14 protein-coding genes are annotated in these 17,456 nt (G+C 72.6%); 9 read left to right on the top strand and 5 right to left on the bottom strand.

The window, feature by feature from the left end:
• Window positions 1–103 precede the first annotated feature (103 nt).
• The gene (locus ACFYM6_RS11860) at window positions 104–457 is read right to left on the bottom strand and encodes a chorismate mutase (RefSeq protein WP_387274700.1); all 354 of its coding nucleotides are present in this window, start codon (window positions 455–457) and stop codon (window positions 104–106) included.
• 295 nt (window positions 458–752) lie between these two features.
• Between ACFYM6_RS11860 and pcrA the strand changes: the two genes are divergently transcribed.
• Window positions 753–3,152 carry a DNA helicase PcrA gene (gene pcrA / locus ACFYM6_RS11855; RefSeq protein ID WP_387274698.1) on the top strand — a complete coding sequence of 800 codons (2,400 nt, stop codon included), beginning with the start codon at window positions 753–755 and terminating at the stop codon, window positions 3,150–3,152.
• A 55-nt stretch (window positions 3,153–3,207) separates the two neighbouring features.
• Here the strand turns inward: pcrA and ACFYM6_RS11850 are convergent, their stop codons facing one another.
• Window positions 3,208–3,999: a M23 family metallopeptidase gene (locus ACFYM6_RS11850; RefSeq protein WP_387274696.1), complete on the bottom strand. Its 792-nt coding sequence runs from the start codon at window positions 3,997–3,999 to the stop codon at window positions 3,208–3,210.
• A 253-nt stretch (window positions 4,000–4,252) separates the two neighbouring features.
• Window positions 4,253–4,966 carry a M23 family metallopeptidase gene (locus ACFYM6_RS11845; RefSeq protein WP_387274694.1) on the bottom strand — a complete coding sequence of 238 codons (714 nt, stop codon included), beginning with the start codon at window positions 4,964–4,966 and terminating at the stop codon, window positions 4,253–4,255.
• Between the two features lie 475 nt (window positions 4,967–5,441).
• Here ACFYM6_RS11845 and ACFYM6_RS11840 point away from each other — a divergent pair, with 475 nt between their 5' ends.
• The 3 genes from ACFYM6_RS11840 (at window position 5,442) to sucD (ending at window position 8,574) form a co-directional block, all read left to right on the top strand.
• Complete coding sequence (locus ACFYM6_RS11840; RefSeq protein WP_387274692.1) at window positions 5,442–5,846, top strand: cobalamin B12-binding domain-containing protein; 405 nt, start codon at window positions 5,442–5,444, stop codon at window positions 5,844–5,846.
• A 659-nt stretch (window positions 5,847–6,505) separates the two neighbouring features.
• Window positions 6,506–7,684: an ADP-forming succinate--CoA ligase subunit beta gene (sucC, locus tag ACFYM6_RS11835; protein WP_387274690.1), complete on the top strand. Its 1,179-nt coding sequence runs from the start codon at window positions 6,506–6,508 to the stop codon at window positions 7,682–7,684.
• A 2-nt stretch (window positions 7,685–7,686) separates the two neighbouring features.
• Window positions 7,687–8,574 (top strand): succinate--CoA ligase subunit alpha, encoded by an 888-nt coding sequence (gene sucD, locus ACFYM6_RS11830; protein WP_387274688.1) that lies wholly within the window; start codon window positions 7,687–7,689, stop codon window positions 8,572–8,574.
• A gap of 104 nt (window positions 8,575–8,678) precedes the next feature.
• Here the strand turns inward: sucD and ACFYM6_RS11825 are convergent, their stop codons facing one another.
• On the bottom strand, window positions 8,679–8,945 hold the full coding sequence (locus tag ACFYM6_RS11825) for a hypothetical protein (protein WP_073834831.1): 267 nt from the start codon (window positions 8,943–8,945) through the stop codon (window positions 8,679–8,681).
• 154 nt (window positions 8,946–9,099) lie between these two features.
• Here ACFYM6_RS11825 and ACFYM6_RS11820 point away from each other — a divergent pair, with 154 nt between their 5' ends.
• Window positions 9,100–10,452 (top strand): DUF6350 family protein, encoded by a 1,353-nt coding sequence (locus ACFYM6_RS11820; protein WP_387274686.1) that lies wholly within the window; start codon window positions 9,100–9,102, stop codon window positions 10,450–10,452.
• 126 nt (window positions 10,453–10,578) lie between these two features.
• On the opposite strand, the gene ACFYM6_RS11815 is transcribed toward ACFYM6_RS11820, so the two are convergent.
• Entirely contained in the window at window positions 10,579–11,247 is a 669-nt protein-coding gene (locus ACFYM6_RS11815) for a DUF4190 domain-containing protein (RefSeq protein ID WP_387274684.1), read from the bottom strand.
• 245 nt (window positions 11,248–11,492) lie between these two features.
• On the opposite strand from ACFYM6_RS11815, the gene purN reads away from it, so the two are divergent.
• From purN to ACFYM6_RS11795, 4 genes are all read left to right on the top strand, one after another.
• Window positions 11,493–12,113 carry a phosphoribosylglycinamide formyltransferase gene (gene purN / locus ACFYM6_RS11810; protein WP_387274682.1) on the top strand — a complete coding sequence of 207 codons (621 nt, stop codon included), beginning with the start codon at window positions 11,493–11,495 and terminating at the stop codon, window positions 12,111–12,113.
• Between the two features lie 76 nt (window positions 12,114–12,189).
• The gene (purH, locus tag ACFYM6_RS11805; RefSeq protein ID WP_387274680.1) at window positions 12,190–13,761 is read left to right on the top strand and encodes a bifunctional phosphoribosylaminoimidazolecarboxamide formyltransferase/IMP cyclohydrolase; all 1,572 of its coding nucleotides are present in this window, start codon (window positions 12,190–12,192) and stop codon (window positions 13,759–13,761) included.
• A 263-nt stretch (window positions 13,762–14,024) separates the two neighbouring features.
• Complete coding sequence (locus ACFYM6_RS11800; RefSeq protein WP_387274678.1) at window positions 14,025–14,558, top strand: hypothetical protein; 534 nt, start codon at window positions 14,025–14,027, stop codon at window positions 14,556–14,558.
• Between the two features lie 159 nt (window positions 14,559–14,717).
• Window positions 14,718–17,351, top strand: a complete 2,634-nt coding sequence (locus ACFYM6_RS11795) for a glycosyl hydrolase (protein ID WP_387274676.1) — start codon at window positions 14,718–14,720, stop codon at window positions 17,349–17,351.
• The last annotated feature ends 105 nt before the right edge of the window (window positions 17,352–17,456 follow it).

The raw sequence follows: 17,456 nt of genomic DNA, 5'->3' as shown, positions 1-17,456 counted from the left end.
GGGCGGCCATACAATTCGGCCTCCGCGCCGCCAGGCGGCGCTCCGGACCGAATGAAGGCCGGTCTGTCGCCGCGCCACGACCTGGAGCCGCCGTCCGAGTTCCTCACAGCGGGCCACGGCCGGCGCGGAGCAGCAGCAGCGCGAGCTGGGTGCCGTCCGCGCCGAGCGCCTCCCGGAACCGCTCCAGGATCTCCCGCTCCCGGGACAGCACGAGGCGGGTGCCGCCGGAGGCCATCCGGGTGGCCCCGACCTCCTGGGACAGCGCGGCCCGCTCCTGCCAGAGGGCGATGATCGTGCGGTCGATCTCGTCGATCCGTTCGCGGATGGCCACGATCCGCTCGGCGGCCGCCGAGTCGTCGGTGCCGGTCCGCGCCGCAGCGGCCCCGGTCGGGTCGGTGTCGCCGGACCGGTCGTGTCGCGCCGGGCTGCCGCTGGACTCCACCACGTCAGTCATCATCGTCGTACCCTTCGGGTCTCGGGCCCGGTGCCCGGATCCCGGGACGAAAAAGCCCCGGGCTCCAGGAGCCCGGGGCTTTCGCAGGTCTGTGATCAGGCGCGACCTACGGCTGCCGGACTCCCGGTGCCGTAGTAAAAGTAGAAGCGCTGACCGAACACGTCGTCGAGTATGCCGACCGGCGGGCCCGGCGCGCAAGGAAACCCGCCAACAGATGGGACGGGGCGCTGACGGCTTCGTCTCGTCCGGGCCGGCGTGGGCGGGAAGTGTCCGCCGGGCGGCATAGACTCGCCGTGCGATGCATCCTCTCTTCGACATTCCCGCGCCCCCGCCCGCGCCGGAGTCCCGCCCGGCCCCGTCGCGCCGGCCCGGGGCCGTCCGGCCGGATCCGCAGGCACTCCTCGACGGGTTGAACGGTCCCCAACGGGACGCGGTCACCCACGCCGGTTCCCCACTGCTGATCGTGGCCGGCGCCGGCTCCGGCAAGACCCGGGTGCTGACGAACCGGATCGCGTACCTGCTCGCCGCGCGGGACGTGCACCCGGGCGAGATCATCGCGATCACCTTCACCAACAAGGCCGCCGGCGAGATGAAGGAGCGGGTGGCCGCGCTGGTCGGCCCGCGCGCCCGGTTGATGTGGGTGTCGACCTTCCACTCGGCCTGCGTCCGGATCCTGCGCGCCGAGCACGAGCACGCCGGGCTCAAGTCCACCTTCTCGATCTACGATGCGGACGACTCGCGCCGGTTGATGCAGCTCGTCGCCCGCGAGCTGGACCTGGACCCGAAGCGCTACCCGGCGCGCGGCCTGGCGGCCCAGGTCTCCAACCTGAAGAACGAGCTGGTCGACCCGGAGGCGTTCACCGCCCGGGCCAAGGGGCCCAACGAGCGGGCCCTGGCCGAGGCTTACACGCTCTACCAGCGGCGGTTGCGCGAGGCGCACGCGCTGGACTTCGACGACCTGATCATGACCACGGTGCATCTGCTCCAGTCGCACCCGCACGTCGCGGAGAGCTACCGGCGCCGGTTCCGGCATGTGCTGGTGGACGAGTACCAGGACACCAACCACGCCCAGTACGTGCTGATCAAGGAGCTGGTCTCCGGCACCGAGGGGATCCCGCCGGCCGAGCTGTGCGTGGTGGGTGACGCCGACCAGTCGATCTACGCGTTCCGGGGCGCGACCATCCGCAACATCCTCGAGTTCGAGCGCGACTTCACCGACGCCCGGACGATCCTGCTGGAGCAGAACTACCGCTCCACCCAGACCATCCTCAACGCCGCCAACGCGGTGATCGACCGGAACACCTCCCGTAAGCCGAAGCGGCTGTGGAGCGACGCCGGCGCCGGCGAGCAGATCGTCGGCTACGTGGCCGACACCGAGCACGCCGAGGCGGACTGGGTGGCGCGGGAGATCGACCGGCTGGTCGACCAGGGTGACACCCGACCCGGCGACGTGGCGGTCTTCTACCGCACCAACGCCATGTCCCGGGTTTTCGAGGAGGTGTTCATCCGGGTCGGCCTGCCGTACAAGGTGGTCGGTGGGGTGCGCTTCTACGAGCGCAAGGAGGTCCGCGACGCACTGGCCTACCTGCGCGCGGTGGTCAACGACGACGACACCGTCAGCCTGCGGCGGATCCTCAACACCCCGCGCCGGGGCATCGGCGAGCGGGCCGAGGCGTGCCTGGAGGCCCTGGCCAGCCGGGACCGGATCTCCTTCGGTGCGGCGCTGCGCCGGGCCAAGGACGCACCCGGGATCTCCACCCGGGCCGCCAACGGCATCGCCGAGTTCGTCGCGCTCCTCGACTCGGCGCGCGAGCTGGCCGCGACCGGCACCCCCGAGGACGTGCTGGAGGCCCTGCTGACCCGCTCGGGCTACCTCAGTGAGCTGGAGGAGAGCCTGGATCCGCAGGACGCCGGCCGGGTGGACAACCTTCAGGAGTTGGTCAGCGTCGCCCGCGAATACACCGAGCGGATCGAGGCGCTGGGCGAGGAGGAGGAGCGGGCCACGGTGGCCGGGTTCCTGGAGCAGGTGGCGCTGGTCGCCGACGCCGACCAGGTCCCCGCCGACGACCCCGAGCACCAGGGTGTGGTCACCCTGATGACGCTGCACACGGCGAAGGGCCTGGAATTCCCGGTGGTCTTCCTCAGCGGCCTGGAGGACGGCGTCTTCCCGCACCTGCGCTCGCTCGGCGACAACCGGGAGCTGGAGGAGGAGCGGCGACTGGCGTACGTGGGCATCACCCGGGCCCGGCAGCGTCTCTATCTGTCCCGGGCGGTCACCCGGTCGGCCTGGGGGGCACCGGCGTACAACCCGGCGTCGCGTTTCCTCGAGGAGCTGCCGCCGGAGCTGGTCCGCTGGGAGCGCCTCGAGGCCTCGTACACCTCGTGGGCCGGCGGTGGCGGCGGCGTCGGCGGCCGCGCGGACCGCGCGCCCGGCGGCCGGGGCGGCTTCACCGGGGGTACGCCGAAGGCCACCCAGCTCGCGAAGCGGCTCGGGGTGGATGCCAGCCGGCTGTCCACGGCCAGCGAGCTGCGGCAGGCGCCGAAGGTGTCGGTGGGGGACCGGGTCAACCACCAGCGCTACGGGCTGGGTCGGGTGCTGGCCGTCGAGGGGCACGGCCCGGGCGCCCGGGCGCAGATCGACTTCGGCGACCAGACCATGTGGCTGGTGCTCCGGCACGCCCCGATCGACAAGCTCTGACGGCGGGGCCCGGCCCGGCGGGTGCCGGACCGGGCCCCGCCTCGTGCCGTGGCCGTCAGCAGGCCACGTCGATGCCCCGGGCGCGCAGGAACTGCGCCGGGTCGATCTGGTTCCACATGGCGCCCTGGTGCACCTCGAAGTGCAGGTGCGGGCCGGTCGCGTCGCCGGTGGCGCCCTCGTAGCCGATGACCTGACCGGCGCTCACCTTGTCGCCGACGCTGACGATCAGCCGGCTCTGGTGCCCGTAGTGGGTCAGGTAGCCGTTGTGGTGGTCGATGAAGACCGAGTTGCCGTACCCGTCGCCGGCGTCACCGGCCTTGACCACCGTGCCGCCCGCAGCCGCGTGGATCGGGGTGCCTGCGGGCATCGCGAAGTCGATCCCGGCGTGCAGGGTGCCCCACCGCGGACCGTAGCAGGAGGTGATCGTGGCACCCTTCATCGGGATGACCCAGGCGGGCTTCGGCGGGACGGTCTTCTTCGGCTTCGGCTTCGGCTTGGCGGTGGCCGTCCTCGTCGGCGTGGGGCTGGCCGCAGTCGGGCTCGGCGACGGGCTGGCCGGGGTGGCCGACGGGGTGACCGGGGCGGTCGACTCGCGGACGGAGCGGTCGGCGCGGGCGGCGTCCTCGGCGCGGGCCTGGGCGTCGAAGTCGACGGCGGCCGGGGCCGGGGTGCCATGGTCGGCGGTCGCGACGGAGACGCCGCCGAAGCCGAGGCCGACCAGGGCGACCGCGCCGAGGACCAGGTAGGTGGCACGGCGACCCGTGCTCGCGCGCCGTCGGTGCCGGGCGGGGGCGTCCGGGATTTTCTCGTTCTGGCTGGAGCTGGCTTCCTGCACGGGGACCTTCATCAGTCGAGGGGCACGTGACCTCGAAATACTGGTGTCGGCTCCGGTCGTGGCGGGTACTGGGTGCGGGAGGCCCGGCCGGACCGGTGATGGATCGTGTCCGGGTTCAGCCCGTTCCGGTGCGATTTGCTCGAAAAAAAGATCATGCGCGGTCGTGGCGCTGCTCACACTTCCCGCTGTGACCCAACCAACTTTTCCGCCAACGAAAAACCGCCCAGATCATGCGATCCGGGCGGTCAGTGCACGATGCGCAGCGTCAGGACGCGGCTGCCTCGCTGTAGAGGTCCTCCAATTCCAGCTGGATGTTCACTCCGCGCTTCATGAGCCACGGCACCGGGTCCTGCGGCTGGCCGTTGACATGGATCTCCAGATGCAGGTGGGAGCCGTAGGAGTGGCCGGTGTTGCCGACCAGGCCGAGCTGGTCGCCGGCCTTGACCTGCTGGCCCTCCTTGACGCTGACCTCGGAGGAGTGACCGTAGATGGCCTCGCTGCCGTCCGGGTGCTGGACGATCACCGCGTAGCCGTAGCCGCCGAACCAGCCCGCCTTGGTGACCGTGCCGCTGTGGATTGCGGTGTACGGCGTGCCCTCCGGGGCGACCAGGTCGATGCCGGTGTGCAACTTGCCCCAGCGCACGCCGTAGGGCGCGTTGAAGTCGTATCCGTGCAGGGGCAGCAGCCAGGCGTCCTGCTCGGTCGCGGCCTTGCTCTGCCCGCGGTCGGCGCGGGTCGGCACGTCAGCGCTGTCGGCGCGGCTCGCCGCGTCCTGGCTGGTGATCGAGGCCCGCTTGAGCTCGTCGATGGCCGACGGGCTGACGCTCTTGGCGTCCGGGAGGGCGTTCGCGCCGAGGGCGACGATGCCGGCTCCCACGAAAGCGGTCGTCACGACCGCGGCGTAGCGGCTCCGTGGGGGGGTGGGTACGCGGCGTCGACCGCGATATCTATCGGGCTCAGACGACAGGCGCTGGCGCACGCACACCCTCCGTTGTCGGGGATCCGATGCGACCTCCAGCCGTTCGATGAAGCTCCGTCGAACGTCCGGTGGCCGCGTCGTCACCCGTCCGTGGACCTGATGACAACCGTGGACACGTTAGCCAACAGCCACACTGGTCACAAGCCAAAGCGCCGAAATGGTGTTTCTTTCTGTCCCTTTCCATCCGCTCTTGTCATGTCTCGTGCCGCCGGTTGGAGGGCCCGCTCACTGTCCGTTCGTCGCGGACAGTGACCGTTCGGCGGAGGCGTCCGGCTTTGGGCGTACGGGGGCGCGCGGTAGTGGGCGCGGTGCTCCAGCTGACTGCCGCCCGGGTTCCGCGCGTCGGATCCGCCTGGCGCGGGTGCGGTCGTATGAGACAGGCCCCAACGGTGCCGGCCCGGGTTCCCGGCACCCGACCGGGCGGGTTACCGTTCGTTCAGGTGACAGTGCCGTAGCCGGTGAAAGGTGTGCGCTGATGAGCTCTCGTATCCGGGTCGTCGTCGCGAAGCCCGGCCTGGACGGCCACGACCGGGGCGCGAAGGTCGTCGCGCGTGCCCTGCGGGACGCCGGCATGGAGGTCATCTACACCGGGCTGCACCAGACCCCGGAGCAGATCGTGGAGACCGCCATCCAGGAGGACGCCGACGCGGTCGGCCTCTCCGTGCTCTCCGGCGCGCACATGACGCTCTTCAAGCGGGTGCTGGAGTTGCTCGATGAGCGCGACGCGGCCGACATCGTGGTCTTCGGCGGCGGCATCATTCCGGACGCCGACCTCCCCGAGCTGGAGCGGCTCGGCGTCGCCAAGATCTTCACCCCCGGCGCCACCACCCAGTCGATTGTCGAGTGGGTCCGGGAGAACGTCGCCCAGCCGGTCGCCTGACCCGGGTCGCGCCCGGTCCTCGACCGATGTTCGCGCGAGCGGCGGTAAAGACGGATGCCGGGCGGACGCGACCGGGGAAGGCGGTAAAGACGGATGCCGGGCGGACGCGACCGGGGAAGGCGGTAAAGACGGATGCCGGGCGGACGCGGCCGGGGAACTCCGGACAGGGGGGAGGGGCCGGACGCACCCCTCACACGCCCGGCCCCTCTATGCACGATGCCCCGCCGCCACCCCTCGACCGACAGGGCATCGGCCGCTCCCGTCGCCGCGCTGTACCAGCGCTCCGACATCAGACTCAACGACGCCCCCACCGGGCGGTTACGCCTGTTCCGTAAATCCCCCGGATGGCTGACCCGCCCTCCGGAATTAGCCCGCCCGACCAGATCGCCGTCGTTGGTCGGGTGCCCCCGGTACGGCCTCACGTGCGGTAGGGGAAAGGCCTGGTCTACCGATCGCGGCGAGGACATTCCACCTGGGCGTACCGGGGAACGGTGGCTGTGCATTACGGCACACCGCGCACCCGCTCGGTTGCCCCCGGTTCCCATCTCGTTAGGCTGCGGCAAATGGCCTGTCTCATCTGATGACAGGCGTCAAACTTATTTTCCAACGCTGGTGGCGGCGCGAGGGCGCGCCGCGGAGACGGGACGGGACGCGCAATCGTGGACCTGTACGAGTACCAGGGGCGGGACCTGTTCGAGCGGCACGGCTTGCCCGTGCTCGCCGGCGGCGTCGCCACTACCCCGGAGGAGGCCCGCGCGATCGCCGAACGCCTCGGCGGCCGGGTGGTCGTCAAGGCGCAGGTGAAGGTCGGCGGCCGCGGCAAGGCCGGCGGGGTCAAGCTGGCCGAGGGCGCGGAGGAGACGGTGGCCCGAGCCACCGACATCCTCGGCATGGACATCAAGGGTCACACGGTCCACAAGGTCATGATCACCGTGACCGCGGATGTGGCCGAGGAGTACTACTTCTCCTACCTGCTCGACCGGGCGAACCGTACCTTCCTCTGCATCGCCAGCGTGGCCGGCGGCATGGACATCGAGCAGGTCGCGGCCGAGACCCCGGAGAAGGTGGTCAAGGCTCCGATCGACGCCAACGTCGGCGTGGACGAGGCGAAGGCGCGCGAGATCGTGACCGCGGCCGGCTTCCCCACCGAGGTGGCCGACCAGGTCGTCGAGGTCGCGGTGAAGCTGTGGCAGGCGTTCGTCGCCGAGGACGCCACGCTGGTCGAGGTGAACCCGCTGGCCAAGACCAAGGACGGCAAGCTGCTGCTGCTGGACGCCAAGATCAGCCTGGACGAGAACGCCGCGTTCCGGCACCCGGACCACGAGGCCCTGGTCGACCAGGCCGCGGTGGACCCGCTGGAGCAGGCCGCCAAGGAGAAGGACCTCAACTACGTCAAGCTCGACGGCGAGGTCGGCATCATCGGCAACGGCGCGGGCCTGGTCATGTCCACCCTCGACGTGGTGGCGTACGCGGGCGAGCGGCACGGCGGCGTCAAGCCGGCCAACTTCCTCGACATCGGCGGTGGCGCGAGCGCCGCGGTGATGGCGAACGGCCTGGAGATCGTGCTCTCCGACCCCTCGGTCAAGAGCGTCTTCGTCAACGTCTTCGGCGGTATCACCGCCTGCGACGCGGTCGCCAACGGCATCGTGCAGGCGCTGGCGCTGCTCGAGCAGCGCGGCGAGCAGGTCACCAAGCCGCTCGTCGTCCGCCTCGACGGCAACAACGCGGAGGCCGGCCGGGCGATCCTCGACGGCGCGAACAACCCGCTGATCGAGCGGGTCGACACCATGGACGGCGCGGCCGAGCGGGCCGCCGAGCTGGCGGCTGCGGGGGTCTGATCATGGCTATCTGGCTGACCAAGGACTCGAAGGTCATCGTGCAGGGGATGACCGGTTCCGAGGGTTCCAAGCACACCCGGCGGATGCTCGCCGCCGGCACCAACGTGGTCGGTGGCGTCAACCCGCGCAAGGCGGGCCAGACCGTCGACTTCGACGGCACCGAGCTGCCGGTGTTCGCCACCGTCGCCGACGCCATGAAGGAGACCGGGGCGGACGTCACGGTCATCTTCGTGCCGCCGCAGTTCACCAAGGCCGCGGCCATCGAGGCGATCGACGCCGGCATCGAGCTGGCCGTGGTGATCACCGAGGGCGTGCCGGTGCACGACACCGCCGCGCTCTGGGCGTACAACGTGGCGAAGGGCGAGCGGACCCGGATCATCGGCCCGAACTGCCCGGGCATCGCCTCGCCGGGCGCCTCCAACGCCGGCATCATCCCGGCCGACATCACCGGCAGCGGCCGGATCGGCCTGGTCAGCAAGAGCGGCACGCTGACCTACCAGATGATGTACGAGCTGCGCGACATCGGCTTCTCGACCTGCGTCGGCATCGGCGGTGACCCGATCATCGGCACCACCCACATCGACGCGCTGGCCGCGTTCGAGGCGGACCCGGAGACCGACGCCATCGTGATGATCGGTGAGATCGGCGGCGACGCCGAGGAGCGGGCGGCCGAGTTCATCAAGGCCAACGTCACCAAGCCGGTGGTCGGCTACATCGCCGGCTTCACCGCCCCGCCCGGCAAGACCATGGGCCACGCCGGCGCGATCATCTCCGGCTCGGCGGGCACCGCCGAGGCGAAGAAGGCGGCGCTGGAGGCGGTCGGCGTGAAGGTCGGCAAGACGCCGACCGAGACCGCCAAGCTGATGCGGGAGATCATGTCCGGCCGCTGAGCTGCCGGGTCACGTACCGCGGGCGTCGACCGGGTCCGGTCGGCCCCCGCGGGCTTGTTGCGCGGCGCATGGGCGGGCGAGTCCGGTGCCGCCGGCCCGGCGGGTCAGCGGTACCAGTAGGGGTAGTGGGCGCCCCGAGCCCGGACGATCGCGCTGGCGATGAGGTTGATGACGCCCAGCGCGACGGCGAGCCAGCCGAGCAGTTGCGAACGCCCGAAACGCCGCGCGTCCCGGATCGACAGGTAGCCGAAGACGATGCCCAGGATGCCGCAGCAGAGCAGGCCGAGGACGATCCCCAGGACGCCCCAGAGAGTGGTCCGGTCCCGGCCGGGGGCCGGCGGTGGTGGTGGCGGCGGGTACGGAGCGTTCACGGCTTCCTCCCGGACGGGCCGGCGACGAACGGCCACGTCCTGGGCCGAGGCTAACCGGATCGGGGGCGGAGAGCCGGTGGATCAGGGAACTCGCCGCTCTGCCGGAGCGGTATCGGACTGCCGTCGCCCGCGTGACATGCCAGAGTAGAACGCGATGCCACCCGTCACCCCTGACCAGCCCCGCCGTCCCGCCGCCGGTGTCGCCGGCGGTGCCCGGCCGACCGGCCGTGCCCGACCGGCGCCGCGGGTGCCCGCGCCCCGGTCCGGGGAGGGGTCGCGCGGCCGGGCCCCGCTGCCCGTCGCCGCCGGGGTGGCGGCCGGGTGGGCGGCCGTGACGTCCTGGCTGCCGGTCACCCTGGTGCTCGGCCTGGCCCAGCTCAGCGCGGACGCCGGCTCGCTGCCCGGTGCGCTGCGTGTCGGCGCCGCCGGCTGGCTGCTCGGCCACGGGGTGCCGCTGGGGACCTCCGCCGGGCCGCTCGGCCTGGCGCCGCTCGCCCTCACCGCGCTCGCCGTCTGGCGGCTCACCCGGGCCGGCGTGCACGTGAGCCGGGCCATCGGCGCGCGCGGCGGTCGCTCACCCCGGCAGGCGCTCACCGCCGCGGTCGCCGTCGGCATCGGGTACGCGCTGCTCGGCGCCGTCGCCGCGATCGCGGTCAGTGCCGGCGGCCCGCAGGTGTCCCCGGTCCGGGCCGCGGTGACCTTCTGGATCTTCGGTACGGGGTGCGCACTGGTCGGCGCGGCGCGTACCACGGCCGTGTCGGTGCTGCTGGCCCGGCGCTCCCCGCCGCCGCTGCGGGACGGGGTGCGGACCGGGCTGGTCGCCGGGCTGCTGCTGCTCGCTGCGGGCGCCGGGGCGGCCGGCCTGTCGGTGGCCACCGGGGGCGGCGACGCGGCCGACATGATCGGCGCGTACCGGACCGGGGTGGCCGGTCAGGCGGGGATCACCCTGGTCAGCCTCGCGTACGCCCCGAACGCCACCGTCTGGTCGGCCAGTTATCTGCTCGGGCCCGGGTTCGCCGTCGGCAGCGGCACCGCCGTCCAGGTCAGAGAGGTCTCGCTCGGCGCGCTGCCGGCCGTACCGCTGCTGGCCGGGCTGCCGCGCGGCCCGATGGACGGCGCCGGCGCGGGACTGCTCGCGGTGCCGGTGCTGGCCGGGATGGCGGCCGGCTGGCTGCTGGCCCGGCGGCTGCTGCGGGCCGCGACCGACGGGCGGGCGACGGTGGGCTGGCCCGCGCTGCTCGTCCCGGCGGCGCTCGCCGGCCCGGTCGCCGGGGCGCTGCTCGGCCTGGCCGCCGCGCTCTCCGGCGGTCCGCTGGGCGGCGGCCGGCTGGGGGAGATCGGCCCGGTCTGGTGGCAGGTGGCCGGGGTGGCGACCCTGGTGGTCGCCGCCGGCGCACTGCTCGGCGCCGCCGCCACCAAGACCCTCGCCCCCACCCCCACCCCCTCCCGCCCCACCCCCACTCCGACCCGCCCCGCCGCCCCGCGCCCGCCCGCCCCGCCGCGTTGATCAAGAAGTTTGCGTCAGGACGACCGCGGAGCCCGGACGCAAACCTCTTGATCGACCCGGTGGGGCGTGGGCTGGGCAAGGAGAAGGGGGGCGGCCGGCGGTGCCGGACGCCCCCCTTCTGATGGGTCAGGAGCCGAGGTTGCTCAGGTTGATCGCGGCGCCCGCGATGGCGTTGATGATGCCGATGACCACGCCGATGCCGCCGCAGATGAGGCCGGCCTTGGCCTGGCCCGCGTTGGTCGCCAGGCCCTGCTGGGCCTTCTTCTGGCCCATCACACCGAGCACCACGCCAGCGATGCCGGCCGGAATGCCGAGCAGCGGGCAGCAGAGGCCCAGCACGATCGAGGCGATACCGGCGATCATGCCGATCAGGCCGAGGTTGTTGTTCTGCCCCTGCCCCTGCGGCTGCGGGTAGCCCGCGGCCGGGTACGTCGGCGCGGCGCCGTACGGCTGCTGCTGCGCGTACGGGTCCTGGTAGGGCTGCCCGGAGGTCGGCTGGCCGTAGGGCTGGCCCGAGGTGGGCTGCTGCCCGTACTGCGGCGCCTGCGGGGGCTGGGCGTACGGGTCGGGCTGCTGGCCGTACGGCTGGCCCGAGGTGGGCTGCTGCCCGTACTGCGGCGCCTGCGGGGGCTGGGCGTACGGGTCGGGCTGCTGGCCGTACGGCTGACCCGAGGTGGGCTGCTGCCCGTACTGCGGTGCCTGCGGCGGCTGGGCGTACGGGTCGGGCTGCGGGGACGTCGGGTTCTGGTTGGGCTGCTGACCGTACGGGTCCTGACCGGGGTAACCGGGCTGCATTGCGGGGTGCTCCTCAAACTGGGGGTCGACGGTCCATGGTCCGTTGCTGCTGCGCATCACTTCGCCCAGCACCGGGATCCCGCGGCAGACGGGCCCGGAACCAAGGTCACGATGCCGACACCGGGCCGGGCCTACGCCAACGAACCGGGCGACGGCAGCGTATCGTGCCCGCACCACCCGGAGATCACCCGCGACGTTCACCGCCCGCACGCTGGACGCCCCGGCCTGCCCGATAGGGTGGCCGCGTGACCGAGCCCGCGTCCGTCGCCCGCCTCGTCGTCCTCGTCTCCGGCTCCGGCAGCAACCTCCAGGCGCTGCTGGATGCCACGGCCGACCCCGGGTACGGGGCACGGGTGGTGGCGGTGGGCGCCGACCGGGACGGGATCGCCGGCCTGGACCGGGCCGCCGCGGCCGGGGTACCCACCTTCGTGGAGCGGCTGAAGGACCATCCGACCCGCGCCGACTGGGACACCGCGCTCACCACCCGGGTCGCCGAGCACCGGCCCGACCTGGTGATCAGCGCCGGTTTCCTCAAGCTGGTCGGCCCGCAGTTCCTGACCGCGTTCGGCGACCGCTACCTGAACACCCACAACACCCTGCTGCCGGCGTTCCCCGGCATCCACGGCCCCCGGGACGCCCTCGCCTACGGCGTGAAGGTCACCGGGGCCACGCTGTTCTTCGTCGACGCCGGGATGGACACCGGGCCGATCGTCGCCCAGGTCGCCGTGCCGGTGCTGGACGACGACGACGAGGAGACGCTCACCGAGCGCATCAAGGAGGCCGAGCGGCGCCAGCTCGTCGAGCAGGTCGGTCGGCTGGTCCGTGAAGGTTGGACGATCAGCGGCAGAAAGGTCACGGTTCCATGAGCGAGCGTCAGCGAGCGAATCATCGGCACCGCGCGGTGGTGCCGCATGCCGGCGCCGAGCGAGGCGAGGGGTCAGCATGAGCACCACTGAGGACGCGCGCCGCCCGATCCGACGGGCACTGGTCAGCGTCTACGACAAGACCGGTCTGGTCGAGTTGGCCCGGGCCCTGCACGGGGCCGGGGTGGAGATCGTCTCGACCGGCAGCACGGCGGCCACGATCGCCGGCGCGGGGGTGCCGGTGACCCCGGTCGAGCAGGTGACCGGCTTCCCGGAGATCCTCGACGGCCGGGTCAAGACCCTGCATCCGAAGATCCACGGCGGCCTCCTTGCCGACCTGCGCAAGGACGCGCACGCCGCCCAGCTCGACGAGCACGGCATCGCCGGCATCGACCTGCTGGTCTCCAACCTCTACCCGTTCCAGGCCACGGTCGCCTCCGGCGCCGACCAGGACGAGTGCGTCGAGCAGATTGACATCGGCGGTCCGGCGATGGTCCGGGCCGCGGCCAAGAACCACGCCTCGGTCGCCGTGGTGACCGACCCGGCGGCGTACCCGGCGCTGCTGGCCGCGCTCGCCGACGGCGGCTTCACGCTGGCCCAGCGGCGGGCCCTCGCCGCCCGGGCCTTCGCCGACATCGCCGACTACGACGTGGCCGTCGCCGACTGGTTTGCGGCCACCCTGGCGCCGGCCGCCGACGGCTGGCCGGAGTTCGCCGGCCTGGCGCTGCGCCGGCAGGCGGTGCTGCGCTACGGCGAGAACCCGCACCAGGCGGCCGCGCTCTACGCCGACCCGGCGAGCCCGGCCGGGCTGGCGCAGGCGGAGCAGTTGCACGGCAAGGAGATGTCGTACAACAACTACGTCGACGCGGACGCCGCCTGGCGGGCCGCGAACGACTTCCCGGCGCAGCCGGCGGTGGCCATCATCAAGCACGCCAACCCGTGCGGCATCGCGGTCGGCGCGGACGTGGCCGAGGCGCACCGCAAGGCGCACGCCTGCGATCCGGTGTCGGCGTACGGCGGCGTGATCGCGGTCAACCGGCCGGTGAGCGTGGCGCTGGCCCGGCAGGTCGCGGAGATCTTCACCGAGGTCCTGGTGGCTCCCGGCTTCGACGAGGGCGCGGTGGAGGTCCTCCAGGCCAAGAAGAACATCCGGCTGCTGCGCGCCCCGGAGTTCAACCCGCTGCCGGCCGAGTGGCGGCAGGTCACCGGCGGGGTGCTGGTGCAGTTGCGGGACCGGATCGACGCCGAGGGCGACGACCCGGCCAACTGGCGGCTGGCCACCGGCGAGGCCGCCGACGAGGCGACCCTGCGCGACCTGGTGTTCGCCTGGCGGGCGGTCCGTGCGGTGAAGAGCAACGCGATCCTGCTGGCCAAGGACGGCGCCACCGTCGGCGTCGGGATGGGCCAGGTGAACCGGGTCGACTCGGCGCAGCTCGCGGTCCGCCGGGCCGGTGCCGACCGCGCTCGCGGGGCGGTCTGCGCCTCGGACGCCTTCTTCCCCTTCGCCGACGGCCCGAAGATCCTCATCGAGGCCGGGGTCCGGGCGATCGTCCAGCCCGGTGGCTCGATCCGCGACGAGGAGACCATCGCCGCCTGCAAGGAGGCCGGGGTGACCATGTACCTCACCGGCACCCGGCACTTCTTCCACTGAGCACCGTCGTCCGGGGGCGCGGCCGGCGGGCCGCGCCCCCGTTGCACGTGCCGGGCCGTCGTCCGACGGCACCGTCACATGGCGGCTGCTGACCAGCCGTAAGTAGGAGCACCTGGCCATTGCTCGCCGGCAAAAGTTGTTGCTAGCGTGGCCCCGGCAGCAAGCGATCGATACCTCTCTCCTCTCGGCCAGCCCCCGTTCGCGGCCCGGGCTCCCTCGCGGCGCCCGCCCGAGCGGCCCCCTCCTACCGACAGGTCCGCCCCATGCGCGTGTTCGACCGGTTGACCGCCGTCGTCGTGGCGCTGGCGTTCGTCCTGGTCGGTCTGGGGGTGCCCGCCCACGGGGAGACCCCTGGCCCCGGCGTGGTGGTCACCGCCGCGCACCGGTCGATCGGCCAGGACACGCCGTCGGTTCCTGCCCCGGACGGACGGGCCCGGCAACCGCTCCAGCTCGGCGCGTCGGACACCGCGCCCCGACCGGGAGCCGTCGTCGATGCTCCGGTCACCACGCCGGGCCGTACCGCCCCGCCCTCCGGCGATCCCCGAGCCGTCGTGGCGCGCCCCGCGCCTCCCGAGGCTCCGCCGGACCTGCGGACGGAACTTCTCGGTGGACAGTGTGGTGACCACCGCGCCGGCGTCGTCTCCACCGACGGACCGGACGATCTCCTCCCGGCCCCGCCCGTGCCCGTCGGCGGCTCGCCCCATCCGGGCCTCGCCCCGACCCGCTACCGGCCGCCGGCCCTACCGCTGCCGCCGCGCGGCACCCTGCTCGCCCGGGCCCCGCCGACCGTCGCCTGACCCGCCCGCGCGCCCGCCGGTCGGCGCCGGCGCGCGGCGGAACGACCGTCGAATCCGGACGATCCGTCCGATCCCGAACCTGCCCAGGTGGCCATCCGCCGCCCCGGCTTTCCCAGCCCGGGCCACCTGCCCGGGCCCCTTGAATCCCGGAGGATTCAGATGTCCAAGTCCCGCTGGCGTAAGCCGGCGACAATCGCGGGCGCGCTGGTGCTGGCCGCCGCGCTCGGTGGCGTCGTCGCCACCAACCACGAGGTGCAGGAGAAGCTCGGCCTGGCCGACGAGCCCGGCGCCAACCTGCCCTGGCACCCCAGGGAGTTCACGGAGATGGCGGCCGGGGAGTCGTCCGAGGAGGCCGGCGAGGAGGCCTTCGAGGCCCGGACCATCGCCGAGCAGTTCGCCCAGGCCCGCTACGCCCCGGGCATCGTCTCGCCGGGCGCGTACTCCAACGCGCTGAGCCAGCTCAACGGGCTCGCCGCCACCAAGGGCACCTGGCGCGAGGTCACCAACATCAAGTACGACGGCGACGACCCGCGCTACCGCGACTACGCGTCCAACTCCTCGGGCGGCGCCGGCCTGGTCACCGGCCGGATCACCGGCCTCGCGGCGGACAACAGCGGCTACGTCTACGCGGCCGGCGCGGACGGCGGCGTGTGGCGCTCCTCGACCGGCGGCGGGAGCTGGACGCCGATCACGGACGCGCTGCCCACGCTGTCCAGCGGCGACCTCGTGCTCGCCGCCGACGGTTCGCTCTGGTACGCCACCGGCGAGGCGAACACCGGCGGCACCTCGTACGTCGGCGCCGGCGTCTACCGGCTGGCCAACCCGAAGAGCGGCGCGTTCAAGCCGACCGACCGGGTCGGTGGGACCGAGCTGGAGAGCACGGTCATCAACAAGCTGCGGTTCTTCGACGGGAAGGTCTGGGTCGCCACCAACCGGGGCCTGTTCTCGCACCTGATGAGCAGCACCTCGGGCGCCTGGAAGCTGGAGTTCGCGCCGAACCCGAGCTACCTGCCGGGCGGGGCGAACGCGGGTAACGCGAACGCCGCGTACAAGAACATCGTCAACGACGTGGCGAACGACCCGCGCAACCCGAAGCACGTGGTGGTGGCCTCGGCCTGGCGTTCCGGCGACACGTACAACGGCTTCTACGAGACCGCCGACTACACCGCCGGGGGCTGGACGAAGGTCAACCCGACCGGCGCCATGCCGGCCGACGACATCGGCTACGTGACGTTCGCCTTCTCCGCCGACGGCGGCCGGCTGTACGCGATCAACCAGTCGCCCCGGCTGCTCAACAAGCCGGCCGGCAACGTGAACAGCTACCTGGACGGCATCTACGTCGCCAACACCGGCAACCCGGCCGGCCCGTGGAACAAGATCGCCGACTCGTCGAAGCTGGGCAACTCCGGCTCCGCGCTCAAGCAGGCCGTCGGCGGCAAGGGCTACGGCCCGGGCATCCAGGCCTGGTACAACCAGTTCGTCGCGGCGGACCCGGCCAACCCGAACCACCTCTGGGCGGGGCTGGAGGAGGTCTACGAGACGACCGACGCCGGCGCCACCTGGAAGACCGTCGGTCCCTACTGGAACTTCAACTTCTCCTGCTGGAACATCTACGACGCGCAGAACACCTGCAGCAAGACGACCCACTCCGACCAACACTCGGTGGCGGTCGGCAACGGCTTCGTCTACGTGGGCAACGACGGCGGTGTGTACCGGCGGCCGATCAACGGCAAGACCGACAAGGCCGGGCACGCGACCGACTGGGAGAGCCTCAACGACGGCACCATCGACGCCCTCCAGTACTACGCGGTGGCGGTGGGCAAGGACCCGGCCAAGGCCGGCACGGTCGTCTCCGGCGGCCTGCAGGACAACGGCGTCTCGGTGCTCCGCCCCGGCGACACCGTGATGGGGTCCAACTTCGGCGGTGACGGTGGCGACTCGCTGGCCGACCCGGCCAACGGCTGCCGGCAGGTCCAGGAGTACACCAACCTGGCCATGCGGGTGACCGAGAACTGCAACGAGAACCCCGGCCCCGGCACGGCGAGCACCTCCACCTCGCGGGACATCCGGCCGTACACCTCGCGGCCGGGCGACGAGCCGGCCCGGTTCATCGCGCCGTTCGCGCCGGACGACCACGACGCCAACGTCTGGGTGGCCGGTGGCCAGCACGTCTGGGTGAACACCAAGGGCTACGCCATCCAGAACGGCAAGGGCTGGACGAACGTCTTCGACCTGGGCGCGGGGCACACCGCCACCTCGGTCGCCGTCTCCAACGGCATGGCGTACGTCGGCTGGTGCGGGCCGTGCAACAACGCCGGGTTCGCCCGGGGCGTCGCGGTCGGCAAGGTCGGCGACCCGTCGAGCTGGCACCAGCTCACCCTGCCGGGTGACTTCCCGAACCGGTTCGTGCAGGGCGTCGGGATCGACCCGGCGAACGCCGCGCACGCCTTCCTCGCGATCAACGGGTTCTCCCGCCGGTTCACCGAGGGACCGGGCGCCGGCTTCGGCCACGTCTACGAGACCACCGACGCGGGCGCGACCTGGAAGGACGTCTCGACGAACCTGCCGGACGTGCCGGCCAGCTCGATCAAGGAGCTGTCCAACGGCGCCCTGGTGCTGGCCACCGACCTGGCCACCCTCTACCGCGCACCCGGCGCCACCAACTGGCAGCGGCTCGGCTCCGGCCTGCCGCTGACCGTGGGCATGGACGTCGAGTACAACGCGGTCGACAACTCGGTCTACGTCGCGACCCACGGCCGTGGCATCTGGGCGTTCCCCCTCGCCCAGCTCTGACCACGGACGGGTCGGCCGGTCCCTGGGGGCCGGCCGGCCCGTAGGCCGCGACCGCGCAGGCCCCGCCCCCTCTTCCTCCGGGGGCGGGGCCTGCGTCGCGGCCAG

Origin of the sequence: Micromonospora sp. NPDC006431, assembly GCF_042870725.1 — a bacterium.
Taxonomy (GTDB): Bacteria; Actinomycetota; Actinomycetes; order Mycobacteriales; family Micromonosporaceae; genus Micromonospora.
Note: the sequence above shows the minus strand (reverse complement) of the source record. Positions and strands in the feature narration are given on the sequence as shown.